Annotated in this window: 23 protein-coding genes; 9 read left to right on the forward strand and 14 right to left on the reverse strand. The window is 66.6% G+C overall.

The genetic code is table 11. From position 1 onward, the window contains the following. Window positions 1-128: 128 nt before the first annotated feature. The 3 genes from ACOQPH_RS10555 to ACOQPH_RS10565 all read right to left on the reverse strand — a co-directional run bounded on the left by ACOQPH_RS10555 (window position 129) and on the right by ACOQPH_RS10565 (window position 2,510). Window positions 129-1,016 carry a cation diffusion facilitator family transporter gene (locus ACOQPH_RS10555; protein WP_420621353.1) on the reverse strand — a complete coding sequence of 296 codons (888 nt, stop codon included), beginning with the start codon at window positions 1,014-1,016 and terminating at the stop codon, window positions 129-131. Between the two features lie 157 nt (window positions 1,017-1,173). After that, on the reverse strand, window positions 1,174-1,683 hold the full coding sequence (locus tag ACOQPH_RS10560; protein WP_420621354.1) for a Fur family transcriptional regulator: 510 nt from the start codon (window positions 1,681-1,683) through the stop codon (window positions 1,174-1,176). Beyond that, on the reverse strand, window positions 1,680-2,510 hold the full coding sequence (locus tag ACOQPH_RS10565; protein WP_420621355.1) for a metal ABC transporter ATP-binding protein: 831 nt from the start codon (window positions 2,508-2,510) through the stop codon (window positions 1,680-1,682). Before ACOQPH_RS10565 ends, ACOQPH_RS10560 begins: the two co-directional genes overlap by 4 nt. Between ACOQPH_RS10565 and ACOQPH_RS10570 the strand changes: the two genes are divergently transcribed. Continuing rightward, window positions 2,491-3,738, forward strand: coding sequence for a metal ABC transporter substrate-binding protein (locus tag ACOQPH_RS10570; RefSeq protein ID WP_420621356.1), 1,248 nt, complete (start codon window positions 2,491-2,493; stop codon window positions 3,736-3,738). The two genes, ACOQPH_RS10565 and ACOQPH_RS10570, sit on opposite strands and share 20 nt — an antisense overlap. A 10-nt stretch (window positions 3,739-3,748) precedes the next feature. After that, window positions 3,749-4,657, forward strand: a complete 909-nt coding sequence (locus tag ACOQPH_RS10575; protein ID WP_420621357.1) for a metal ABC transporter permease — start codon at window positions 3,749-3,751, stop codon at window positions 4,655-4,657. A 168-nt stretch (window positions 4,658-4,825) separates the two neighbouring features. On the opposite strand, the gene ACOQPH_RS10580 is transcribed toward ACOQPH_RS10575, so the two are convergent. From ACOQPH_RS10580 to ACOQPH_RS10600, 5 genes are all read right to left on the reverse strand, one after another. Further along, window positions 4,826-5,710, reverse strand: a complete 885-nt coding sequence (locus ACOQPH_RS10580; protein WP_420621359.1) for an SDR family NAD(P)-dependent oxidoreductase — start codon at window positions 5,708-5,710, stop codon at window positions 4,826-4,828. 81 nt (window positions 5,711-5,791) lie between these two features. Next, window positions 5,792-6,928, reverse strand: coding sequence for a nitronate monooxygenase (locus ACOQPH_RS10585; RefSeq protein WP_420621360.1), 1,137 nt, complete (start codon window positions 6,926-6,928; stop codon window positions 5,792-5,794). Between the two features lie 72 nt (window positions 6,929-7,000). Next, the gene (locus ACOQPH_RS10590; protein WP_420621361.1) at window positions 7,001-8,866 is read right to left on the reverse strand and encodes a hypothetical protein; all 1,866 of its coding nucleotides are present in this window, start codon (window positions 8,864-8,866) and stop codon (window positions 7,001-7,003) included. A gap of 204 nt (window positions 8,867-9,070) precedes the next feature. Next, window positions 9,071-9,397, reverse strand: coding sequence for a type II toxin-antitoxin system PemK/MazF family toxin (locus tag ACOQPH_RS10595; RefSeq protein ID WP_420621362.1), 327 nt, complete (start codon window positions 9,395-9,397; stop codon window positions 9,071-9,073). After that, window positions 9,394-9,555 carry an antitoxin MazE family protein gene (locus ACOQPH_RS10600; RefSeq protein ID WP_420624346.1) on the reverse strand — a complete coding sequence of 54 codons (162 nt, stop codon included), beginning with the start codon at window positions 9,553-9,555 and terminating at the stop codon, window positions 9,394-9,396. Before ACOQPH_RS10600 ends, ACOQPH_RS10595 begins: the two co-directional genes overlap by 4 nt. Before the next feature lie 236 nt (window positions 9,556-9,791). On the opposite strand from ACOQPH_RS10600, the gene ACOQPH_RS10605 reads away from it, so the two are divergent. The 3 genes from ACOQPH_RS10605 to ACOQPH_RS10615 all read left to right on the forward strand — a co-directional run bounded on the left by ACOQPH_RS10605 (window position 9,792) and on the right by ACOQPH_RS10615 (window position 12,444). Then, window positions 9,792-10,709 (forward strand): DapH/DapD/GlmU-related protein, encoded by a 918-nt coding sequence (locus tag ACOQPH_RS10605; protein WP_420621363.1) that lies wholly within the window; start codon window positions 9,792-9,794, stop codon window positions 10,707-10,709. Between the two features lie 135 nt (window positions 10,710-10,844). Beyond that, complete coding sequence (locus ACOQPH_RS10610; RefSeq protein ID WP_420621364.1) at window positions 10,845-12,023, forward strand: amidohydrolase family protein; 1,179 nt, start codon at window positions 10,845-10,847, stop codon at window positions 12,021-12,023. 85 nt (window positions 12,024-12,108) lie between these two features. Then, complete coding sequence (locus tag ACOQPH_RS10615) at window positions 12,109-12,444, forward strand: DUF7508 domain-containing protein (protein ID WP_420621365.1); 336 nt, start codon at window positions 12,109-12,111, stop codon at window positions 12,442-12,444. 219 nt (window positions 12,445-12,663) lie between these two features. On the opposite strand, the gene ACOQPH_RS10620 is transcribed toward ACOQPH_RS10615, so the two are convergent. The 6 genes from ACOQPH_RS10620 to ACOQPH_RS10645 form a co-directional block, all read right to left on the reverse strand. Further along, window positions 12,664-13,860, reverse strand: coding sequence for a CaiB/BaiF CoA transferase family protein (locus tag ACOQPH_RS10620; RefSeq protein ID WP_420621366.1), 1,197 nt, complete (start codon window positions 13,858-13,860; stop codon window positions 12,664-12,666). After that, entirely contained in the window at window positions 13,857-15,011 is a 1,155-nt protein-coding gene (locus ACOQPH_RS10625; protein ID WP_420621367.1) for an acyl-CoA dehydrogenase family protein, read from the reverse strand. The genes ACOQPH_RS10620 and ACOQPH_RS10625 overlap by 4 nt, the downstream gene beginning before the upstream one ends. 283 nt (window positions 15,012-15,294) lie before the next feature. Further along, window positions 15,295-16,248 (reverse strand): hypothetical protein, encoded by a 954-nt coding sequence (locus ACOQPH_RS10630; protein WP_420621368.1) that lies wholly within the window; start codon window positions 16,246-16,248, stop codon window positions 15,295-15,297. Between the two features lie 20 nt (window positions 16,249-16,268). Next, window positions 16,269-17,393 (reverse strand): RidA family protein, encoded by a 1,125-nt coding sequence (locus ACOQPH_RS10635; RefSeq protein ID WP_420621369.1) that lies wholly within the window; start codon window positions 17,391-17,393, stop codon window positions 16,269-16,271. 164 nt (window positions 17,394-17,557) lie between these two features. Continuing rightward, window positions 17,558-18,346, reverse strand: a complete 789-nt coding sequence (locus ACOQPH_RS10640) for an enoyl-CoA hydratase/isomerase family protein (protein ID WP_420621370.1) — start codon at window positions 18,344-18,346, stop codon at window positions 17,558-17,560. Between the two features lie 66 nt (window positions 18,347-18,412). Continuing rightward, entirely contained in the window at window positions 18,413-19,399 is a 987-nt protein-coding gene (locus ACOQPH_RS10645) for an LLM class F420-dependent oxidoreductase (protein ID WP_420621371.1), read from the reverse strand. Window positions 19,400-19,543: 144 nt separating this feature from the next. Here ACOQPH_RS10645 and ACOQPH_RS10650 point away from each other — a divergent pair, with 144 nt between their 5' ends. The 4 genes from ACOQPH_RS10650 (at window position 19,544) to ACOQPH_RS10665 (ending at window position 22,618) form a co-directional block, all read left to right on the forward strand. Continuing rightward, window positions 19,544-19,714 (forward strand): hypothetical protein, encoded by a 171-nt coding sequence (locus tag ACOQPH_RS10650; RefSeq protein WP_420621372.1) that lies wholly within the window; start codon window positions 19,544-19,546, stop codon window positions 19,712-19,714. A gap of 73 nt (window positions 19,715-19,787) precedes the next feature. Then, the gene (locus ACOQPH_RS10655; RefSeq protein WP_420621373.1) at window positions 19,788-20,981 is read left to right on the forward strand and encodes a steroid 3-ketoacyl-CoA thiolase; all 1,194 of its coding nucleotides are present in this window, start codon (window positions 19,788-19,790) and stop codon (window positions 20,979-20,981) included. Continuing rightward, window positions 20,933-21,763 (forward strand): thermonuclease family protein, encoded by an 831-nt coding sequence (locus tag ACOQPH_RS10660; protein ID WP_420621374.1) that lies wholly within the window; start codon window positions 20,933-20,935, stop codon window positions 21,761-21,763. The genes ACOQPH_RS10655 and ACOQPH_RS10660 overlap by 49 nt, the downstream gene beginning before the upstream one ends. A 9-nt stretch (window positions 21,764-21,772) precedes the next feature. After that, on the forward strand, window positions 21,773-22,618 hold the full coding sequence (locus tag ACOQPH_RS10665) for a ChbG/HpnK family deacetylase (RefSeq protein ID WP_420621375.1): 846 nt from the start codon (window positions 21,773-21,775) through the stop codon (window positions 22,616-22,618).

A 22,618-nucleotide genomic window follows, 5' to 3' on the forward strand; every position in this document is an offset into this window, starting at 1 on the left:
GGATAGGTGACGTCTCGGAAAGTTGCTGTCACGCCTTCTTTGTGCAAATTTGCCGTCTGTGGCGGCATTTCTGCGCAAAGTCCAGGCCGCCGGGGCTGCCGGGCATCGCCGCCTATCCGCTAAGGCTCTTAAGTGCGTGGGCGGGAGCTGTCCCGATCCAGGTGGTGGTCTTCGGTGCAGTCGGCCTCGGAGCGCTCGAGCTGCAATGTGAGATGCGAGATGCCGTGCCGATCCTTCGCAATCGCCCGCAGATCGCTGAGCAACCGGTCGGCATCGGCGCCGAGTTCGGGATCGGTGACCACATGGGCGCTCATCTGCACGTAGCCCGACGTCACCATGCGCACGTGGATGTCGTGCATCACCGTGACGCCCGCCACTCCCTCCATGTCCGAGCAGAGCGCATCCATGTCGAGATCCGAGGGCACGCCGTCGATCAGCACCCCGAACACCGACGTGGCGAGCTTCCACGAGCTGATCACCACGAGCACCACGATCACGATGCTCAGTGCGGGGTCGACCCACCACCAGCCGGTCAGCAAGATGATCGCCGCCGAGACGATCACAGCGACCGAAACCAAGAGGTCGGCGAGCACGTGGCGGAACGCTGCCTCCACGTTGAGATTGCGGGTCGATCCTGAGCGCAACAGCAGGGCCGCTGCGGCATTGCTGGCGAGCGCAATGCCGCCAATCACCAGCACCCAGCCCGCTTCGACCTCGACCGGGTTGCCCCGAAAGCCGTCCAGGAACCGCAGTGCCGCCGACCAGCCGATCCACACCGCCACCGCCCACAGCGCAACTGCGTTGACCGCTGCCGCCAGCACTTCGGCCCGCTCGAAGCCGAACGTGCGCTTGACCGAGGCCGGCTTGCGTGCGGCCCAGGAGGCCAGCAGAGCCAATCCGATGGCGGCACTGTCGGTGAAGGCGTGACCGGCGTCGGCGAGCAGCGCCAGGCTGCCCGACAGCGCAGCACCGAAGACCTCGAACCCGGCGATGGCGAGTGTCAGCCCAAACGCCACGGCCAATCGCCGACGAGACACCTCGCGCAAGTCGTGATGATGCTGGTGTGAGATGCAATTCAGCCTATGACGGGCGTGCTGAATTGCCGGGCACGGGCCTGGTTGTGACGCAGTTTTCTTGGCATTCAGCCGCAGCGCACAGCTTCAGCGGCCAGCCTCAGCGCACAGCCTCGCAGTCGCCACACCGTCCGTAGAGGTCCAGGTTGTGGCGCAATGGCATAAAGCCTGATTCGCGCGCGGCAGCAGCGAGCGCATGGTCGATGCGGACCTCGGTCTCGCTGTCCAGCTCGATGTCAGAGATCGCTCCGCAGCTCACGCAGATCAGGTGATGGTGATGACCCAGCAGCGATTCGGCCAGCTCGAAGTAGGCGCGCTCGCCTCCGGTTTCAAGGCGCTGCACGATCCCGCATCGCTCGAGCGCCTCCAGGTTTCGATACGCCGTGCTGCGGGCCAGATCGGGCACCATCGACTCGATGTCGGGGAGCCGAACCGGCCTGGCCGCACGCGCCAGCGCTTCCACCAATCGACGTCGGCCGTCGGTGTAGCGCTGATCGGCGTCTCGCAGTCGCGCCGCAACACTGTCGTGCAACTCGCCGAGATCCCTCGACCACGTGTCGGCTTCATTGGGCTGCTTGGCCACGGCCGCTTCCGCGGCCTGTCCTGTCACGGCCGCTTGCGCGGCCCGAGGGACCACACCGCTTCTCCAGCGATCTGGCTCGCGCGGCCGAAGTCGGCGTCGCGGGCAGGCCCGGGCTCCTCCAGAACGAGCAGCGACGACATGTCGTCGCCCTCGCCAAACTCCAGCCGGGTCACTGCATTGGCGCCGAACGCAGCGGCCATGTTCTCCTCGTTGAGCACCTGTTCGGGCGTGCCGTCTGCGAGCACAGCACCGTTGAGCAGCACGATCCGTTCGCACAGGCGGGCCTCGCTGAGGTGATGCGTCGAGAGCACCACCAGCTTGTTGCGCATCCGCTCGGCATCGACGACCTCAAGGACAATGTCCTGGCTCGGGATGTCGAGGCCCGTGATGGGTTCGTCAAGCAGCAAGCAATCCGATTGAGAGGCCAGTGCAGACGCGATCAGCACGCGCTGGCGCTGCCCGCCCGAGAGCTGACCGAACGACCGTCTCCGCAGATCTGCCACCTTCAATCGCTCGGCTGCCACGTCCATCGCATCACGATCGACCTTGCGCATACGGCCGAGCAGACCCCGTTCGCGGAATCGCCCGATCATCAGCACCTCATTCACCGTCATCGGCATGAATGCGTGTGGGCTGTGGTGCTGGCTGACGTAGCCGACCGTGATCTCGTAGTCCTTGCGAACGTTGCCTGAGGTCGGTGCAAGCAGGCCGCCGAGCAGCCGCAGCAGCGTCGTCTTGCCCGAGCCGTTCGAACCCATCAAGGCCACCGCAGCGCCCGAGTCCAACCTCATGGAGTCGATGTCGAGGACCTGTCGGTTGCCGAAGGACACCTTGATGTCATTGAGCGTGAACATCGCAGCGTCGTACCTCGCCCTTCATCTGTTCGCTCATCCGGTCACAGGATTGAAGATGAGAATGAGTCTCACTATAGTCACGGCCGTGCAGCCGGCCATGAGTGCTTCCATGCGTCCCCGCGAGCGGGTGTCGCCTCCGCTTCACTCCAGAGAACCTGGACGCCGCCGACGGCGCCAGGCCACCCGTCTCGCGGCGATGATCTGTTCTGGAGTCCTGCTTGTCGCTGCGTGCGCGGGCGACGATGCGACTGGTTCCAGCGCTGATGCTGGCACTGATTCGGGCACTGGCTCCGGCGCTGATTCCGGCGCTGATTCCGGCGTCCCCACGGTGGTGACGTCCATGAGCATCTGGGCCGATGTCGTCGAGAACGTCACTTGCAACGGCCTCGTTCAGGTCGAGTCGCTCGCGCCGCCCGGCGTCGATACGCACACCTACGAACCGTCCCTGCGAGATCGCGCCAAGATGGACGACGCGAGCATGATCGTGATCAACGGTCTCGGGCTCGAAGACACGCTCGACGACACGCTCGATGCCGTCGCCGCCGGCGGAACGCCCGTGTTCGTCATCGGCGACCACATCGAGCCCCTCGGCACCGACGACAGCGAAGACGACCAGTCCGACGACTCCGATCACGACGACGAAGCAGACGATCACGCCGAGGCGGACGATCATGAGCACGACCACGAAGGCGGTGCCGACCCGCACATCTGGTTCGATCCCGTGCGGATCTCGGGCACCCTCGATGAGCTCGCCGACACCATCGCTGAGGCAACTGGGCTGCCTGAAGCCGAACTTGCGGCCTGCACGCAGGATTACAAGGACGCATTGCACGACGCCCACACCGACATCGTCGATCTCGTCGAGAGTCTGGCGCCCGAACAGCGCGTGCTGGTCACCAACCACGACTCGCTCCGCTACTTCGCCGACAGGTACGGCTTCCGGGTAGTGGGCACCGTGATTCCGGCCGCGACCACAGCAGCGGAAGCCAGCATCGCTCGTCTTGAAGAGCTGGCGCACGTCATCGATCACGAAGGCGTCGTGGTCATCTTCGGCGATACGACTCATGCGTCGGCCACGCTCGAGGAACTGGCTTCACAGGCCGGCGTCGCGGTGGTGAGCTTGAACACCGACAGCCTCGGACCCGACGGCAGCGCGCACAGCACCTACATCGGATTGCTGACGACCAACGCCGAAGTCATCGTCTCCGCACTGCAGTCGGGCCGCTGAGAGCAGCGATGTGGAATTCCTGACCGAGCCGATCGCCTGGTGGGTCGACCCCTTCGTCGACAACACCTTCATGCGCAATGCTCTGTGGGCGGCGTTGCTCGCAGTGCTCACGACCTCGGTCGTCGGCACCTGGGTCGTGCTGCGCGGCATGACATTCCTGGGCGATGCCTTCGCACATGGGGTGCTGCCCGGCATCGCGCTCGCGTACATCATCGGTTTCAGCACCACTATCGGGGCGCTGGGTGCCGCGCTGCTGATCGTGGGCGGCATTCACCTGATCCGCAGTTTCTCGCCACTGTCGGAGGAAACCTCGATCGGGGTGCTGTTCGTGGGCTTCCTGGCACTCGCGGTGGTGATCATGTCCTCCGGCGCCGGCGCCTACTCAGGCGATCTCACACGATTTCTCTTCGGCGCGATCACCGGAATCGACAACGACGACCTTCGCCGTCAGGCCATTGCTGCGGCAATCTCCGTCGGCACCACTGTGCTCCTGCATCGGGCGTTGTTTGTGGCGACCTTTGACGAAGCGCAGGCGCAACTCGCAGGGATGCGCCCGAAGCTGGCACATGCTGCACTGCTGACGCTGCTGGCAATCGCAATCGTGTCGTCATTCGAGGCCGTCGGCAGCCTGCTCGTCTTCGCTTTCCTCGTGGCCCCTGCGGCGACGGCAAGCCTGCTGGTGCGGCGCGTGCCACGCATCATGATGACCGCCGTCGGACTCGGCGCGGTAGCGGCCTTGGTCGGCCTGCTGGTCAGCTACCACCACGACACGGCCGCTGGCGCCACGATGGCGCTCGCCACTGTTGTGATGCTGCTGATGACTCTGCTGGTGACGGGCGTCATAAGGGCGCTGCGGCGTCCGAGCGACCAGGCAACCGAGGCCGCGCAGGACGAGCCTGCACACGACCACGCTGCTTAAGCAGCGCTAGCGGATAGGCGGCGATGCCCGGCAGCCCCGACGGCCTGGACTTTGCGCAGAAATGCCGCCACAGACGGCAAATTTGCACAAAGAAGGCCTGAGCAACTTTCCGAGACGTCACCTATCCGCGCGGCCCCTAAGCAGCGCTGGATCAGCGCTGGATCGGCGCTATTGCTCGCCGTCGGTGAAGCTGGCGCGCAGGGTCGGGTTCTCGAGGTTGGCGAGCTGCTGGTTGCGGTGGTTGACGTCGGCGAGCAGCTCGGGATGGGACAGCACCCAGAAGCGCCGCTCGTACATTGCCTCGATCACTTTGGCAGCCACCTGGGACGGGTCCATACCGCGCTCGAGCGCCGCCGCGATGTTCGCGTTGCGCCGGCGGGCGTCGGCCGTCTCGGTGCGAGCTTCACCGGCCGGCCGCTCTCGCCGTTGCCGGCGCAGTTCTTCTGGCCGGTTCCGCTGAGAAGTGGCGATGTTGGTGCGCACCACGCCCGGGCACAGCACCGAGACACCGACATCGGCGTTGCGATCACGTTGCATTTCCAGGTGCAGCGTCTCCATGATCGCCACCACGCCGTACTTGGCGGCGTTGTAGGGGCCGAGCCCTGGCACCGACATGAGTCCCGCTACTGAAGCGGTGCTCACGATGTGCGACTCGGGGGCCTCGATGAGATGGGGCAGGAAGTGATGGACGCCGTGGATCACGCCCCACAGGCACACGTCGACCACCCACTTCCAGTCGACGAGTTGCTGATTGCGGATCAGCCCTCCCCCGCCAACACCAGCGTTGTTGCACACCATGTGCACGGCGCCGAAGCGGTCGATGGTCGCACGCGCCAACGCTCCGACCGAGTCGGCATCGGTCACGTCGGTGATGACGCCCAGGGCTTCGACCCCCCGGTCGGCGACCTCCGCCTCGGCAGCCCGCAGCGGGGCCTCCTCGATGTCGGCCAGCACCACGTTGGCACCCTCGGCCGCAAAGCCCAGCGCCAGCGCCTTGCCGATTCCCGACGCCGCGCCCGTCACCACCGCGACGCGTCCCTGCATGGTCTCCATGGCTGTGCCCCCCGCGAGCCGTGTATGGCCAGCCCGAACAGTACGGGCTGCGATGTCCGCAGCGCCGAGACGAAGTACGAGCTAAGAGTTGAACTGGTCGAAGCGGTCCATCACGTCGAGGTACTCGCTGATCATCTCTTCCACGACCCTCGTGGCGGAAATGGACTCGTTCAGCTGACCGACCACCTGGCCAACGAAGTAGTTGGCGAGCTCGACGGCGCCCTTGTTGGAGGGATTCATGGCCGCCCGGTCGATGCGGCGGCTTGCGGCGCCGATAAGCATCGGCTGCAGCGGCATTGGCAGCGTCCCCGGCGAAGTGTCGCCTTCCCATTCGTCGGTCCACGCCGAGCGAAGCTGGCGGGCCGGCTTGCCGGTGCGAGAGCGCGACCGCAGCGTGTCAGACGATCCTGCAGCCAGGAACTTCTCCTTCACGACCGGGTGCGTCTCAGCCTCTTGGGTGGTGAGCCACACCGAGCCGCACCACACGCCCTGCGCGCCAAGTGCGAGCGCCGCAGCGACCTGGCGGCCGTTGCCGATGCCGCCAGCGGCGAGAACGGGCACCGGGGCAATGGCGTCGACCACCTCGGGCACCAGCACCATCGTGGCGATGTCGCCCGTGTGGCCGCCGGCCTCATGGCCTTGCGCGATGACGATGTCGACGCCCACAGCCACGTGCCGCTCAGCGTGAACCTTCTTGCCGGCCAGCGCTCCCACCAGCACGTCGTTGTCGTGCGCCCGCTGGATCATGTCGGGAGGCGGCGGACCGAGCGCATTCACGGCCAGCCGGATCGGGTACGAGAAGGCCACATCCATGAGCGGAACGGCCTGCGCATAGGTCATCGGCGGTTCGGAGTCGTACGCCGACGCCTTCTCGCCGTCATCCGCGGGCAGCGGCGGCACGTCGTAGCGATCCATCATGTCGTCGAGGAACTGGCGATGCTGGGGCGGGATCATCGCCTTGAGGTCTTTCACCGACAGCTCGCCCTCGGTCTTGCCCTCGTACTTGGCCGGCACGATGATGTCCACGCCGAAGGGCCGACCGCCCACCTCGTCAACGATCCATCCCATGTCGATGTCGAGTTCTTCAGGCGTGTGACCCGCGGCACCGAGCACGCCGAAGCCGCCCGCCTTGGTCACTGCCGCCACCACGTCCCGGCAATGGGTGAATGCGACGATCGGAACGTCGCAGCCGAGCATCTCGCACAAAGGTGTCTTCATGCCCCGAAACTACCGGCGCAGGCACGCCCGCCGCAGCGCTGCTGCCGGGCGCGGACGCAGTCGCCCGCCCGCTTAGGGGATTCGTGCGATGAACCAGCGCTGTTCCCCGGACACCTCACGCTCGACCAACGTGTCCACTCCATCTGCACTGCCGGCTTCCGATGCTCTCGACTCCATCGGGGCAAAGACCGACACGGAGGCAATCACGAAGTCCTCGCCGACGGCAACGATGGCCTGTGCGTCTGCGTCGCCGAGTTCGAACGCATCCGGGACGGCCTGCCATCCCCAGTCCATGCCGTCGGCCGACCACCCCACCCACATGTCGTCGAAGGGCGATCCCGATGAGTCGAGCTGGTCACCAAAGACGGCTTCGAGATCCTGGAGCGTGAAGGTCACTAGATCCTCGCCAGTACCGGGATCGGAGAATGTGAGCCTGAAGGTGTCGCCGTCGTCCACCTCTCGGACACCCGCGGGAGGCTCAGTGCTCTCGAGGGTCTCCGGACCGAACTCGTACACGGCTTCGTCCGCAGCGAGGTCCCACAGTGAGACGCCCCCCTCGGGCTCTCCGTAGCGCAACTCGTAGCCATCCTTGGCAACACGACCGATCGGCAGGCCCCAATCGTTCCCGCCGCCTGTCGGGAGCTCGCGTCGCGACGGCACCGCCGATACCGCGAGGCCAGCAGGTCCAACACTGAACTCGTCCAAGTGGCTGAAGTTCCCCAGCCATGCGCTCTGGACGTCTGCACCGCCGTCACTCCAACGGATGAGGTGGCTGTCTGTCCCGTCCGATCTCGCTATCCACGCGGTGCCGTCGGGCTCGAATGCTGCGCCGGTTAACCAACCTTGAGCCAACGACGGATCGAGCGTTTGGGTGCGCCAGTGCTGGCCGTCTGGAGACGTGAGCATGGTGACTTCGTCACTGCCGGTCTCGACGATCACAACGAAGCCGTCGTCGTTGCCAACGCCGCTCACGCGCCCGCCATCCAGCGCCAGCACTTCGGCGAGCCCGGCTCCAGCGCCCGAGAACACGCGGATGATCTCGCTGTGGCCGGCGCGTTCCAGGATCGCCAGCTGCTCCGCCGACAGTTCGAGTTCATCCACAGCAAACCTCACCGCGTCGTCAGGCGTCTGCCTGACGAAACCCGATTGCGAGCCGTCCCCGGCAGATTCGGGACGCAGCCAGACGTGGATCTCGTCGCCGAGGAGCGACCATCCGTCTGCGGGGACATCGGCTGGAATCAGACCCCGGTCCGACATGAGCCCCCCGATGTCGAGATCTTGATGCGTCCTGACGAGCGCGACGACCTGCGTCCCGGCAGTGGCGACTGCCGTCACGTTCGACGTGGCGAATCCGTACTCGGGTAAGTCGCGTGGCTCAACCTGAAGTGCAGCTTCGAGCCAGGACAAACCCTCGTCGTCGGAGATGTAGACGCGGGCCGAGTCGTCGGCATCGCCCGCATCGTCATATGACCACCCAGATGCCGCCCAGCGCTCGCCTGTCAGATCGAGGCTGTGCGGCCAGATTTCAGTCGGGAGGTGCAGCTCCGACCAATCGGAGCCGTTCGAGGTGGCAATGAAGTACGGCTCCCCCGAGGGTGTCTGGCCTCCGATGACCACCCGGCCGTCCCCTGTGGAGAACAATGCGCCAGCTCCGCTGATGCCTGGGTCGAATTCAGTCCATTGCAGGATCGGCCCGGTGGACGAATCATCAGGAGAGGCGCCATCGGCCGCAGCACTCTCTGAGTCCGCAGATGTCGCCGAGGATTCCGTTGCGTCGAGCTGCTGGCTCGATTCGGAGGTCGACGCTTCCGTTCCGACTGTCACGACCTCTTGCTCAAGGGTGCCTGGAGCCGGATCGATGTCGTCGGATTGCGCGGCGTCGCCGCCCGCCGCGACACGATCGACGTCGCTACGGCCACAGCCCGTCGTCGCCCACATTACGACAGCACAAACCAGCGTCAGCAGAAGCGCCGCTGCGCCCAATCGGCGACCACAATTCACCAAGCCGAGCCTATGTGTGGGCATCTCACCCGAAATGTCGCGCCGATGGCCGCGTTCATCAACGAGGAGTCGGCAACGAGGCAATGAACCAGCGAGCTCCCGAGGCTCTTGAGCCGGTGCGACAAACGAGGGCGGTGCGGCTCAGGCCAGTCCTAGGAAGACAACGAGAGCGCGTTCAAGCCTGATCATGTCTGAGCCAGCGAGCCTGCCGATGCGATCACGGAGGCGAGATCTGGGAAACGTGACGATCTTGTCGACCATCAAGTGCGATGCGCGTTCAAGACCATTGCGATCATCGGGTTCAACGCTCAGACGAATGAATGGCGCGACGGTCGGGTCGGTCGTGAAGGAGCACACCGTCACCGAGTCGGTGGCCTCGAATCTGTCGTCTTGCATGATCACTACTGGTCTGGGCTTGCCGGCATATCCGCCACCGCCTGCGACGGTCCAGATATCACCGCGTCTCATGCATTTTCGGCCGACAGCGAGTCGATGAATGCTTGATCCTCAGCAGCATGCTTGCTTGCGGCTACTGCAGCGGATTGCCGCCGAGCTTCCTCGGCGAAGTCGGGGTGCCTCGTGTCGGGGACCCACATCTGGATCGGCCGCAGACCTTGCTCGCGCATTCGCTCGCGATACCTGCCGACCCGGGCTGCCACGCCTGAAGTGTCCTGCTGCTTCGCCACGTCTCCATCCTAGACACATGTCGTTACATGTAACACTGGATTACTGCCGCGGTCCTTGTCTCACGGCATAGCGGCGACTAACCAGTTGTGCTCTGCGAGCGCGAGTGTCGCTGTATCGGCGGTGTCGACGCGGAATCCGGCGACGGGTTGACGGCTCGTGGTGGCAGGATGCGCCCATGAGCATCTCGGGCAGCATCAGCGCCGTTGGGCACAGCTATTTGGACGTCGCATCGGGTACGCGGCTTGACGCCTGGTTCCCTGCAGGAGCCAGCGCCGATGCGCCTCCGGCCCGGTCATGCCTGGCGGTTGAACTCGGCGTCAATGTCGGCGAGACCGTGACAGTCACGATCGATGACCTTGACGCTCCGCCTGCAGACCTCGCTGACGCTTACCTGCGACTGCACCTGCTGAGCCGCCGGGAGATCCGGCCGCACGACGCCAACCTGGACGGCGTATTCGGCTTGCTCGCCAACTGCGCGTGGACCAGCGCTGGGCCCGTGCTGCCGGATCGGGTGGACGCCCTTCGCACGGCCGCTGCAGGTGTCGGCCAGCCTGTCACCGTCACGGCGGTCGACAAGATCCCGCGCATGGTCGACTACGTGATCCCGTCGGGCGTCCGCATAGCCGACGCCGATCGGGTGCGGCTCGGCGCCCACCTCGCCGACGGCACCACGGTCATGCACGAGGGCTTCGTCAACTTCAACGCCGGCACGCTCGGTCCTGCGATGGTCGAGGGGCGCATCTCCGCAGGAGTGGTCGTGGGGGCGCACTCTGACCTCGGTGGCAGCGCTTCCACCATGGGAACGCTGTCAGGCGGCGGCAAAGAGATCGTGTCCATCGGCGAGCACTGCCTGCTGGGCGCCAACTCGGGCATCGGCATCGCGCTCGGCGACTACTGCACCGTCGAGGCCGGCCTGTACGTCACCGCGGGCAGCCGCGTCACGCTGCCCGACGGTTCGGTGGTGAAGGGCCGGGACATCTCGGGCCGCTCGGGCATGCTGCTCATCCGCAACAGCACCACCGGTGCCATTGAGATGCGGGTCGCCGACCCCGGCCGCTGGGAAGGCATCAACCCCGAACTCCACAAGAACTGAGCGCGCGCCAGCCAGGCGCGGACTGACCTCGCACGCCGCCAACGACCGTCCGATCGCAGCCGGTCCGAACCCGGAAGCGACGGCGGGCGGCCAGATAATGTCGAGTGCGTCGCAGGGGAATCAGGGAGAACTGCCATGGCCTACGTCGAGGACAGGATCATCCACGACGCGGACGCTCACACCATGGAGCCGCCCGAGTGGCTGGAGCCATTCGCATCCGCCGAGGTTGTCCGCTACGCCCTCGACCACTTCTCCATCGGCGACAACGAGAAGGCCCTCGCCGATATCGAGAAGGCCCGGGCTCGCCAGGCCGACCCTGAGTTCCGCGCCGGCGCCGCGGCCGAAGTGATGCTGCGCAAGAACTACATCGCACCCGGCGCCTGGGATCCGGCCGATCGTTCCCAAGCGCTCGACGATCTGGGGTTCTCCAGCCAACTCGTCTTCCCCTCCATGCCGAACACGCTCATCGAAGAGATGGAGCACCAAGCCGCGCCCGATCTCACCTACGCCACGGCAACGGCGGCAAACCGTGCCCAGATCGCGTTCTGCTCGGGCGATCCGCGCCTGCTGCCGGTGTGCTTCGTGCCGCTGCAATCGATCGAGCATGCGGGCCCGCACGCCCGCCAGGCCATCGAAGACGGTGCTGCGGCGCTGCTCATCCCCAACCGGATGCCCAAGCATCACGCCCACAGCCACATCGGCTTCGACCCGGTGTGGGCTGCGGCCCAAGAAGCCGGCATCCCGGTCGTCATGCATGTCGGCATCCCCGATCTGGTGATGCCGCCGCAGCACCGCAACAACGGACTGGCGCCTGAGCCCGACTTCCACGGAGGCGGCGAGAACTTCCGCTCCGTGTCGTACATGGCGATCTGCGCCGCCCCGCTCCAAGCGCTGTCAATGCTGATCTTCGACGGGGTGCTCGAGCGTTTTCCTGCGTTGAAGATCGGCGTGATCGAGCTGGGAGCGGTGTGGCTGCCCGGCTTCTTGCGTCAGCTCGAGGCCGCGTTCGACGCCTTCGAACGGCACGAGCAGCGCTTGGGCAAGCTCAGCCTGCGCCCGTCGGAGTACGTCCGGCGCCAAGTGCGGGTCACGCCGTACCCCACCGAACCCACCGGCTGGATCATCGAGAACTCAGATCCCGAGATCTGCATGTTCAGCTCCGATTTCCCCCACGTGGAGGGCGGCCGCAACCCGCTCCGACGCTTCGACCGCGAAGTGGCACACCTGCCCGCCGACGTTCAGGAACGCTTCTTTCGGCTCAACTTCGAGGTCCTCATGGGCACGGCTGCCCACGTACCGGCGGCCGCCGCCTAGCGGTCGGACATCTGGCAAGCCACGCAGCGATCGGGCAGCGGACGGGCAACTGGCAGGCATCGAGCCGGCCAGGCAGGGAGCAACTATGGGAATCCGACTCGACAAACCGTGGCAACGGCTCGACGACGAGGCGATCGAAGCGCTGCCTTCGCAACTCGGCGTGTACCACGTGGCCGATGCGGGCGGAACGGTGCTGTCGGTCGGCTACGCCGGTGCCCGTGAGCTGTTCGGCATGCAGTCCGCGCTCCGGCATGAAATGGAGCAGTTCGGCCCCGCTGCCACCCAATTCCGGTGCGAGTTCACGTCGAACTACCGCAGCCGCTGGGACGAGCTGCTGATGCTGCACCTCGCCGACCACGGCGAATTGCCCGAGCCCCAGCGGGATCAGGCGCAGCGCGTCGGTCGCCTCAGCCCTGCCTGAATTGCGCCGCTGGGCTGGTCAGATAGGTGCTGGTCAGACATGGGGCCGCACGGATAGGTGACGTCTCGGAAAGTTGCTGTCACGCCTTCTGTGTGCAAATTTGCCGTCTGTGGCGGCATTTCTGCGCAAAGTCCAGACCGTCGGGGCTGCTGGGCGTCGCCGCCCATCCGCTAAGGCTCTAGGCGGTGGCCAGGCAGGTGCTGGCCAGGCAGGTGCTGGTCAGATAACGCCGTCAGCGGCCAGCGCCGCCAGATCGTCAGCGTCAAGGCCGCAGAACTCGCTGTACACCGCCTCGTTGTCGGCGCCGACTGATCGGCTCTCGGTGAGGGACCGCATCTCGGAATCGTGCCAACGCATCGGGCTGTGCGGCAGCGGGATCTCACCGAGCCCGTCGTGCTCGGTCCACTGCAGGAAGCCGCGCTCGTTCAGGTGGTCGTCATACACGATCTCGGGCAGATCTCGGACCTCGGCGATGGGCACCCCGGCGCTGGACAATGCCGCAGCCACTTCGGCCCGGGGCCGCTTCGACGTCCAACTCGACACCAGCTCGTCCACTTCGTCCATCCGAGCTGCTCGGTCCCCATTGCGGCGGTAGCGCTCATCGTCAACCAGATCCGCTCGTCCGATCACTTCGAGCACCGAGCGCCAGTGGCGGTCGGCTGCGGCGATGAGAGCGATGTGCCCATCGCTGCATGAGTACACGTTCGAGGGCGCCACGCTCATCGCGGCATTGCGATTGCCGGTTCGCTCAGACGTGCCGCGCAAGTGCCAGGACTGCAGCGAGGTCGTAAGCGTGAAGTAGGCGGCCTCGGCCATCGAGGTCGACACCATGCGGCCCTCTCCGGTGCGTTGCGCCTCGAACAGCGCCGTCACCACCGCCCCGTACAGATGCGATCCGCCCAGGAAGTCCACGAACGCAGCGCCGGCCTTGGTCGGAGGCTGATCGGGAAAGCCGGTGATGCTCATCGAGCCCATGTGTGCCTGCACTGTCAGGTCCATGGCTGTTCGCTGCGAATCCGGTCCGTCGAGGCCGTAGCCGCTGGCCTGCGCGAACACGAGCCGCGGGTTGGTCTCCCACAGGGTGGATGCGTCGATGCCCAGCCGTTCCGGCACGCCCGGAGCGAAGTTGCACAGGACCGCGTCGGCGGCCGTTGCGAGCCGCAGAAACAACTCGCGGCCACGAGGCGGCTTGAGATTGAGCGAAACGGCCTCCTTGGCGGAATTGAGCATGGCGTATGGCAGCGAATGGAGGCGCGACCGCAGCGCCTCCCCGCGCACGGGCTCCACCTTGATGACCCGAGCTCCGGACATCGCCAGCAGGAAACCGGCGTAGGGCCCCTGGTAAATCTGCCCGAGGTCCAGCACCGTGATGCCCTCGAGGGGCAGCGGGCGGGATGGCCCGTCTGCTTCGGTCACTTGAAGCTGCCGCCGAGGATGTCGCGGGCCATGATCAGCCGTTGCACCTCGCTGGGGCCTTCGCCAATCCGGCGTATGCGCAGCTCCCGGTACCAGCGCTCAAGCGGCAGGTCCTTGGTCACCCCGATGCCGCCGTGAATCTGGATGCAACGGTCCACCACTCGCCCGGCAGCCTCGGAGGCAACGAGCTTGGCCATAGCCGCTTCAGTGCGGAACCGCTCGCCCCGATCGGCCTTCTGCGCGGCTTCGAGCACGCACCAGCGCCCGTGGCGAATGTCGATCTCGTTGTCCACGATCATCCACTGGATCGCCTGCTTTTCGGCCAGCACCGAACCGAACGCCTCGCGGCTGCGGGCCCATTCGATCGCCATTTCCTGCGCCATGATCGCCGGGCCCAAGCAGCCGGCCGCGTACGGGATGCGCTGGCGGCTCAGCCGGTCGTTGGCGATGCCGAAACCGCCGTTCACCTCGCCGAGCACCCGGTCTTCGGGCACCCGCATGTCGACGAACTCGAGCTCAGTGGCATAGCGGGTGGCCCGCAGCGTGTGAACCACCCGGCGAACGTTGAATCCTGGGGTGTCGGTGTCGACGATGAACGCTGTCACGCCGTTGCGTCCCGGATCGTCGGACGTCCGGGCGAATAGCAGCGCGTAGTCAGCCTTGTCGGCGCCGGAAATGAACAGCTTCGAGCCGTTCAGCACCCATTCGTCGCCGTCCTTGAAGCCCCGGGTGCGGATGGCTCGACCCGGATCGGAGCCGCCCGACGGCTCGGTGAGGGCGAAACAGGCCGTCTTCTCGCCGCGCAGGGTCGGGTACAGCCACCGTTCCTTCTGCTCGTCAGTGGCCTCGTAGAGCTGCGCCAGTCCTGCGCCGCCGAACACGCCGTAGCACGGGTTGTAGAGCCCTGCCCGGTGCTTGGACATCTCGATGGCCATGAGCGCCCGGGTGGTGGTGTCAAGGCCCGGGCCGCCGTATTCGGCCGGAATATCGAGCCCGTAGAAGCCCATGTCGCGGGTCATCTGCGTCAGCCGGGCGTCGTCGTCGGGCGCCAGTTCGCCGGCGTCGGGGTCGAGGTCGGCTTCAAGGGGAATGATTTCGCTCTCTACAAAGCGCCGAACGGTCTCGACGATCATCGCCTGTTCGTCACTCATGGAGAAATCCACGCCCCGCCCCCGCGTCTCGATCGTTTCGTGTCGGCGCTCGATGCTAGGTCTCTGGCCGCCACGGGACCTGTTGGCGCCGATCGCATTCCGCTGCGGAGGCGGCAGGGCCCTCTGCTCCGGGAATCCAGCAGAACTCAGGTCCGCACGAGGCCACATTCCTCTTAGCAGTCTGTCTGCGCTTCGATTCAACGCGGACTGGCATTGGTTCCAACCTCGCAGAGTCCCCTGCCGCCTCCGCAGCTATGGCATCTGTGCCGAGCCGCCTATGTGCTCAGGCCGGCGACCAGGCCAACTGAGCGAATGCGGGTGCGACGACGAGTCGGTCTCCCACGGTCACCGACAAATCAACGCTGAAGCCGGCATCGTCGACGGTGCCGATCGTGCCAGCGCAAATCACCGTGTTGCCGGCTAGGACGGGGGCTCGATTTCGGTAGGCCAGGCGGGTGAGGCGGGCGCCCGGTCCGCAGTAGCGCAGGACGCACTCGGCCAGCAGGGCCCCGAGCATCTGGCCGTCCATCAGCGGAGCCGGTGCGCCCAATCGGTGGGCGTGTGCGGGGTCGTAGTGAAGCCGGTGCCAATCCCAGGTCGCTGCGCCGTAAGCGACCATGTCGGGCAGTTCGATGTGGCGGTTCAGCGGCGGAATCTCGGTGCCGACGTTCGGCCACTCCCCCGGCGTCAGCTGCTCGGCGTGGGGAACGCTGGCCTCGGGTTCGCCCGGGGCTGCGGTGGCCTGCGCATCTGGGGCTGCCGCCTCAGGTTGTGCGGACCCGAGCGGACGGAAGATCATCGTCTCGGCGTTTGTCGCCAGGAGATCGTCATTGGCCGTGTACGCGGCCTCGGCGGTCACGAACAACAGCGGATCGCCTTCCCGATCGCGCCGCTCAGTCGCATCGACGAGCGTCCACGTGGTGCTGATCACGTCGTCGAAGCGGGCAGGCCGGAGGAACTGGTAGTCGTTGCCGCCCCGGAACATCGCGCACGGCAGCGGCAGCGGCAGCTCCCAGGTGTGGCCGAGGTACGAGTTCCCATCTGGCGCCGAGCGGCCCGTCAGCTGCGCCGTCTCGCAGATGAGCGTCGGCGGCGCCTCGTCGCGCCACCGCTCGGGGTCAGCTCCGATGGCCAGGGCGAAGTAGCGGATCGAAGCCCGGCTGAGCGGCTCCGGTGCGACATAGGTCACGGAGGTGCCGAGCATCGCTCGCACCTCCTCGGTCAGCAGTTGAGTCATGCGGCCGGTCATGCCCCGGCTCAGGGCATCGACGCGATGGCTTCTACCTCGATCAGCCATCTGCGACTCAGCAGCCCCGACACCACCACGCCGGTCGAAGCGGGGAACGGCCGCCCGAGCACACTCTGGCGCACCTCCCCGACAGCGCGATACCCGTCGACGCCGTCCGGCGTCACGTACTCGACGGTCTTGACGAGGTTGTCGATAGAAGTGCCGGCCATCTCGCAGATCGTGGCGATCTCGCCGTACACGAACTCGGCCTGGCCGCCGATGTCGCCCTCGGCCACGGTCTCGCCCGCCGACATGTTGAAGGCTGTCGTACCGGAGATGAACAGCAGTCCGCCGGCCTCTACGGCGGGGCTGAACGTCAGTGACGAGTACACCTCGGCCTGGTAGGGCACGACCGTCTTTGGGTGGGCAGATGCCCACACGTCGAGCGCGACAAGCGCATCGGAATGGGGCAGTTCGGGCATCAGCAACCCGGTCGAAGACGGGAATTGCGGTCCGAGAAGCCGCCGACGCGCCTCGCCCGTGTCGTTGTACTGGCGGCGGGTGGCCGGTGTGGTCTGCTGGACCACACGCACCACGTGCGACAGATCCATGCCGTGACGCTCGAGCCGTCGTCCGGCCTCTTCGAGCGCCCATTCGCACTGGCCGACGAAGTCGCCGGGCAGCACCACGCTGCCATCGTCGTCGACCGGCAAGACCTGCGGAATGTGGACCAGGCCATCAACTTGGCCGGCCACCACCTCTACCTCGACGAGTGCCTCTGGCCGCACCAGCGCTTCCACGATGAACGTGGAGGGACGCACGCCGCCGACCGTCGAACCCAGGCTGTGGGGTCGTTCGCCTGCGATCACATCACGCTCAGGTGCGCCGGCCACAGTGATGTACTCGGTGACCTCGGTGCACGCACTGATGTCTCGACCGGCCGCGTCAAGCACGGCTTCTACCTTGGCCCAGCACACGCTGGCCTGTTCGGCCCCGTCGCCTCGCACTGAGACCCGGCCCGTCTCGGCGTCGTACGCACCGGCGGTATGGCCCGCCAGCCACGCAGCACCTGCGGCCTCGATGCCCTGTGAGAACGAATAGCGGCTGGTGTCCAACCACGGGAAGGGCTCCGGGGCGATCTCCTTCCGGGACATAGTGTGTGAACTCCTCGTGCACATGCGACGGCGCTGCCGCTGCCGTTCACACTCTGTCTAGTGCGCGCAAGCGTTCCGCGCTAGGACGGTTGGTGCGGTTGTCGCACGATATTGGGCTCGGCCGTGCCGGGACTGGCTGGCAGCCCCGCTCGCCGCCGTGCGAATCAGTTGCCGGTGAAGTTGGGTGCGCGCCGCTCCACGAACGCTGCGATGCCCTCGCGCCCGTCGTGGGTGCGCATTGCGGCGGTGATCGTGGTGCCCTCGACCTCGCCGGCCTGCTCCAGCGGAGTGTCGAAGCCTTCGTACACGATGCGCTTGGCGTGCCCGAGCGCCCATGCCGGGCCGTCTGCGAGCGACTGGGCCAGCTCGGCGGTGGCCGAATCGACTTCGTCGTCGGGCACCACACGGTTCACGATGCCCCACTGCTCGGCCTCGATCGCGCTGAGCGTGCGGTTCGTGAGCGTCAGATCGAGCATGCGGCGAACGCCGATGTGGCGGGCGAGGAAATAGGTGGATGTGCCGTCGGGAGTGACCCCGGCCCGTGTGTAGGCCATGGTGAAACGGGACGACTCGCCCGCCACCACGAGGTCGAATGCACTCACGATGGACATGCCGGCGCCGCCTGCCGCACCGCCCACGCCGGCGACGAATGGCTTAGGCACTCGGTTCATCTTGTAGATGGCGCCGTGAAAGTCGACGAGCATGTCGGAGGCAAGCTTGGGCAAACCGTCGCCAGCAGCATAAAACTCCTTGAGGTCGCCGCCGGCGCAGAACACCCGGCCTTCGGCGGTGACTGACACGGCCTTCACGGCGTCGTCCCACTCGATGTCGAGCATCACGGACCGCAGCTCGCGCGAGAACTGCGGGTTGACGGCGTTGGCGCCCTCGGGACGGTTGAACCGCACGTGTGCGACGCCGTCACGCACCTCGTAGGTAATCGTTGACAGGTCCATAGTTGCTCCTCTTGCTTTTGCGCGGGTGCTCGGGAGACTACGCGGCTTGGCGGTGGGTCGACCGGCCTAGCGCCGGGCTGCTGGCGCGAGCTCGCGGGCGGCCTGGACGGGGTCGATGCCGCCAAAAGGCATGATCGAGATAGCCGAGACATCAACGCCGTTGGCGTGATAGCGGTCGATGTGCTCCCGGCACGCTTCTGGGGGGCCGTGAACCAGCAGTTCGTCGACGAGGTCGTCGTCGATGACTTCGAGGGCGCCCTTACGGTCGCCCTCGGACCAGCGTTCCCACATGGCAGCGAGAAGCTCTCCGCGGCCGAGCCAGCGGTGGAACTCGGCATAGACCGGAACGTTCAGATATGCAGCGATCGCTCGCCGGAAGCCCCCTCGTACGACGTCAGCATCAGGATTCGGGCACACGAAGATGCGTGCGATGACTTCCTTGCCTTCGCCGCCCTCGTCGACGTATGGACGGACGGTTGTGACATCGTCGGCTGAGAGCCAGTTGAGGATGGCGCCGTCGCCCTCGGCGCCTGCCAGCCGGAGCATGCCGGGCCGCAGGGCTGCCAGCAGGATCGGGGGCTGGATCTCGGGTGGACGGCCGAGGCGGAAGCCCTGGATCTCGAAGGTGTCGTAGGACTCGCTGATCCTCTCGCCGGTGAGGGCCTGGCGCAGGAACCGGGCGGTGTCCCGGGTGCGCTTGAAGGGCTCGTCGAAGGGGATGCCGTTCCAGCGCTCGACAATGACGTTGGAGGAGGCGCCGATGCCCATGGCGAAGCGGCCTGGTGCGGCCTCGCACATGGCTGCTGTCTGCTGGGCCAGCAGTGCCGGACCACGGGTGAAGGCGGGAATGATGGCGATGCCGAGGCGCACATCGGGCACCCATTGCGAGGCCAGCAGCAGTGGCGTGAAGCCGTCGGTGCCGTCGGCTTCAGAGCTCCAGAACTCGGTGTAGCCGAGGTCGGCAAACTCGCGATAGAGGTCGGCTTGAGTGTGAAGCGGTTCGCCGAAGGGGACGGTGATGCCGTAGCGCCAGTCGTGTTGATGATCGGTCACGGCGCGCAGGCTAGTGAGGTGGGCTGAGGCGAGTCTGCGAGTGAATCGGTGGGGCGAGTCTGCGAGACGGTTCGCGGGCCGTGCGGCGCGGTGTTCGACGGCCCGGATGGCTTTGCTGTAACACCCCCTGTCCACACTGGGTACATGGCAGAACAGCTTGATCTCGGGCCTCAGCTCCGGTTGGTGTCAACCAGCCGGATGCCGCACCGGTTGAGCCGGGCTACCCGCCAAGTCGGCCTGCAGGGCGTGGCTCGGGCACGTGCCGCTCTGGCCGCCACGCCGCGCCCGCCCGAAATCGATCTTGACGCCGCCTGATGCGGGTTCCGGCCAGCAACCGATGGGCAATTCGCTGGGCGGGGCTGGCGTAGGCACAACTACAGTGCCGACCATGAGCACCGCATCTGCGACACAGCATCCCGACGACATCGTCATTGTCGACGCCGTTCGTTCTCCCGTCGGCCGACGAGGCGGCGACCTGAGCGGCATCCACCCGTCCGACTTGCTCAGCGACGTGCTGAGGGCGCTGATGGAGCGCACGCAGGTCGACCCTGCCAGCATCGGCCAGATCGTGGGCGGCTGCGTCAGCCAGGCCGGCGAGCAGACGGCCAACATTGCGCGCACCGCGTGGCTCGGTGCCGGTTATCCGCTTTCAGTGGCCGCCACCACCGTCGACGCGCAGTGCGGTTCGAGCCAGCAGGCCAACACGCTGGCCTACGGCCTGGTGCGCAGCGGCGTGGTCGATTCGGCCATCGGGTGCGGGGTCGAGTCGATGACGCGCAACCCGATGGGCTCCAGCTACAAGAAGGGCCAGCGCACCGCGACCTCCCGCTACAAGGAGCACTACGAGTACACGACACAGTTCCAAGGCGCCGAGCTGATGGCCAAGCAGTGGGGCATCAGCCGCGAAGAGTGCGACGCCTTCGGCCTGCGCAGCCAGAACAACGCCGCCCGCGCCTGGGAGGAAGACCGGTTCGGGACCCAGATCGTCGAGATCGATGCACCCGTGCTCGACGACGAGGGCAAGCCCACCGACGAGATCCGACACGTCGGGCGCGACGGCGGCATCCGGCCCACGACTGCCGAAGGGCTCGCCGGCATCAAGCCGGTGATGGACGGCGGCGTGCATACTGCCGGCAGCTCCTCACAGATCAGCGATGGCTCCGGGGCGGTGATGCTGATGCGTGCCGGTCGGGCCGCCGATCTGGGTCTGCGTCCGCTGGCCCGGATCGTCGACACCTGCCTGGTCGGCAGCGACCCGGTGCTGATGCTGACCGGGCCGATCGAGGCCACGAACTACCTGCTCGAGCGCAACGGCATGGCGATGTCCGACATCGACATCGTCGAGATCAACGAGGCATTCGCATCGGTGGTTCTGGCCTGGCAGCGCGAAGTGAATCCCGACATGGACGGCGTCAATCCCAACGGCGGCGCGATCGCGCTGGGACATCCGCTTGGCGGTACTGGTGCGATCCTGCTGACCAAGGCGGTGCACGAGCTGCACCGGGCCGACCGCAGCACGGCACTCGTGACGATGTGCTGTGGCGGCGGGCTGGGCACCGGCACCATCATCGAGCGACTCTGAGCGATGCGCCAGCAAGCCCTCCGCCCGGCGACGCCGATCGCCGAGTCGATCACCGGGTCGGCCAGCGGGTCGATCGCCGGGTCGGCCGCCGGGTCCGCCTCGGAGGCCCCGGTCACAGATTTCGCGACCGGACCTCGGTTCGCGTCGCGGCGCTAGCGGCCGCCGGCGCCGCTGCGTGGGGCGGCTGGCAGTACTTCGATCAAGCTGAACCTGCGCCGGATGCTGCGGCGCCCACTGCTGCACTGTCGGCCGCCGCGGACGCTGCGCCGGATGCTGCGGCGTCCACTGCCGCAGGGTCGGCTGCCTTCGACGCTGCGCCGGACGCTGGGAGCCCTGCGCTGGAACCGAACGCGGTGGTGTTGGCAGTGATCGACGGCGACACGATGGACGTCGATCTCGGCGGGCGCCGCACGGCGGTGCGGTTCATCGGCATCGACACGCCCGAGAAAACCGGCGGCTACCTGCCGGCCGAGTGCGGCGGCGATGCCGCCACCTTGCGAACGGCCGAGCTGCTTCCTCCCGGCACCGAAGTGCACCTGCAGCGCGACCAGGAGCTCTACGACCGGTACGACCGGCTGCTGGCCTACGTCTACCGGGCCGCTGACGGGCTGTTCATGAATCGTTACCTCCTGCTCGACGGATACGCCGGCACCATGCACTTCGAGCCCAACACGCAGCACCGGGCCGTGCTCGACACCGCCGAGGCCGAAGCTCGTGCAGCCGGTCGAGGAATCTGGGCCGACTGCGGCGGTCCGAACCGACAACTCGAGGGCGCCAGTTAGCGTGTCGGCGTGGCACCGCTGTCCCAGCGGCTCGGATACGGCCCCGACGACAGACTGCTGATCATCAGCGCGGCCGGCCTCGGCGGCTGCCATGCGATGAACGAAGGCGTGTACGCGGCCCTGCGGGACGGCCTGGCAACCACCGGGACACTGCTGGTGCCGTGCCCGTGGTCACGCGAGGCGGCGGCGAGGTTCCGGGGCGAGGACATCGGCGTCGCGCTCACGCTGAACGCCGAGTTCGAGTTGTACCGGTGGGGACCGATCACCTACGCCCCGTCGCTGCTCGACGGCAACGGCGGGATGCCGAGCACGGTGGGCGACGTGTGGGATCACGCCGACCTGGACGAGGTCCGGCGGGAATGCCGAGCGCAGATCGAACGGGCAATCCTGTGGGGCTTCGACGTCACGCACCTCGACAGCCACCTCGATGTGCTGAGCGTGCGCCCCGAGTTCTTCGACGTGTACCTGGAGCTGGCGGTCGAGTTCGGGCTGCCTGTGCGGCTGATCTCTTCGGAGGCTCGGCGGCAACTGGGCTTTCCCGTGGAGGAGCTGATCGCGTCTGAGGGAGTAGTGACCCCGGATCGGGTCATGCGCATCGCGCCCGGGACAATGGGGCGGTACCGGCGCATCGAGGCCCTGCTGGACTCGCTTGAACCGGGATTGACCGAACTGCAGCTCCAGCCCGCCGCGGACCTGCCGGAACTGCGGTCGCTGACAGCCGAATGGGGATCACGGGTGGAAGACCTGCTGCACCTGCGAGACAACGCCGAACTGCGCACCCACATCCAGCGCAGCGGGATCCGGTTGGTGGGCTACCGGGCGCTGCGACGGCTACAGCGATCCGGCCCTGCCTGA

This window comes from Candidatus Poriferisodalis sp., from assembly GCF_965221945.1.
Taxonomy (GTDB): domain Bacteria; phylum Actinomycetota; class Acidimicrobiia; order Acidimicrobiales; family Poriferisodalaceae; genus Poriferisodalis.

Coding starts and splice junctions, on each gene's coding strand:
- ACOQPH_RS10570 (WP_420621356.1), top strand. CDS start 2,491: ATGTCATTGAGCGTGAACATCGCAGCGTCGTACCTCGCCCTTCATCTG.
- ACOQPH_RS10565 (WP_420621355.1), bottom strand. CDS start 2,510: ATGTTCACGCTCAATGACATCAAGGTGTCCTTCGGCAACCGACAGGTC.
- ACOQPH_RS10580 (WP_420621359.1), bottom strand. CDS start 5,710: ATGGAGACCATGCAGGGACGCGTCGCGGTGGTGACGGGCGCGGCGTCG.
- ACOQPH_RS10585 (WP_420621360.1), bottom strand. CDS start 6,928: ATGAAGACACCTTTGTGCGAGATGCTCGGCTGCGACGTTCCGATCGTC.
- ACOQPH_RS10590 (WP_420621361.1), bottom strand. CDS start 8,866: ATGTGGGCGACGACGGGCTGTGGCCGTAGCGACGTCGATCGTGTCGCG.
- ACOQPH_RS10595 (WP_420621362.1), bottom strand. CDS start 9,397: ATGAGACGCGGTGATATCTGGACCGTCGCAGGCGGTGGCGGATATGCC.
- ACOQPH_RS10600 (WP_420624346.1), bottom strand. CDS start 9,555: ATGCGCGAGCAAGGTCTGCGGCCGATCCAGATGTGGGTCCCCGACACG.
- ACOQPH_RS10605 (WP_420621363.1), top strand. CDS start 9,792: ATGAGCATCTCGGGCAGCATCAGCGCCGTTGGGCACAGCTATTTGGAC.
- ACOQPH_RS10610 (WP_420621364.1), top strand. CDS start 10,845: ATGGCCTACGTCGAGGACAGGATCATCCACGACGCGGACGCTCACACC.
- ACOQPH_RS10615 (WP_420621365.1), top strand. CDS start 12,109: ATGGGAATCCGACTCGACAAACCGTGGCAACGGCTCGACGACGAGGCG.
- ACOQPH_RS10625 (WP_420621367.1), bottom strand. CDS start 15,011: ATGAGTGACGAACAGGCGATGATCGTCGAGACCGTTCGGCGCTTTGTA.
- ACOQPH_RS10630 (WP_420621368.1), bottom strand. CDS start 16,248: ATGACTCAACTGCTGACCGAGGAGGTGCGAGCGATGCTCGGCACCTCC.
- ACOQPH_RS10635 (WP_420621369.1), bottom strand. CDS start 17,393: ATGTCCCGGAAGGAGATCGCCCCGGAGCCCTTCCCGTGGTTGGACACC.
- ACOQPH_RS10640 (WP_420621370.1), bottom strand. CDS start 18,346: ATGGACCTGTCAACGATTACCTACGAGGTGCGTGACGGCGTCGCACAC.
- ACOQPH_RS10650 (WP_420621372.1), top strand. CDS start 19,544: ATGGCAGAACAGCTTGATCTCGGGCCTCAGCTCCGGTTGGTGTCAACC.
- ACOQPH_RS10655 (WP_420621373.1), top strand. CDS start 19,788: ATGAGCACCGCATCTGCGACACAGCATCCCGACGACATCGTCATTGTC.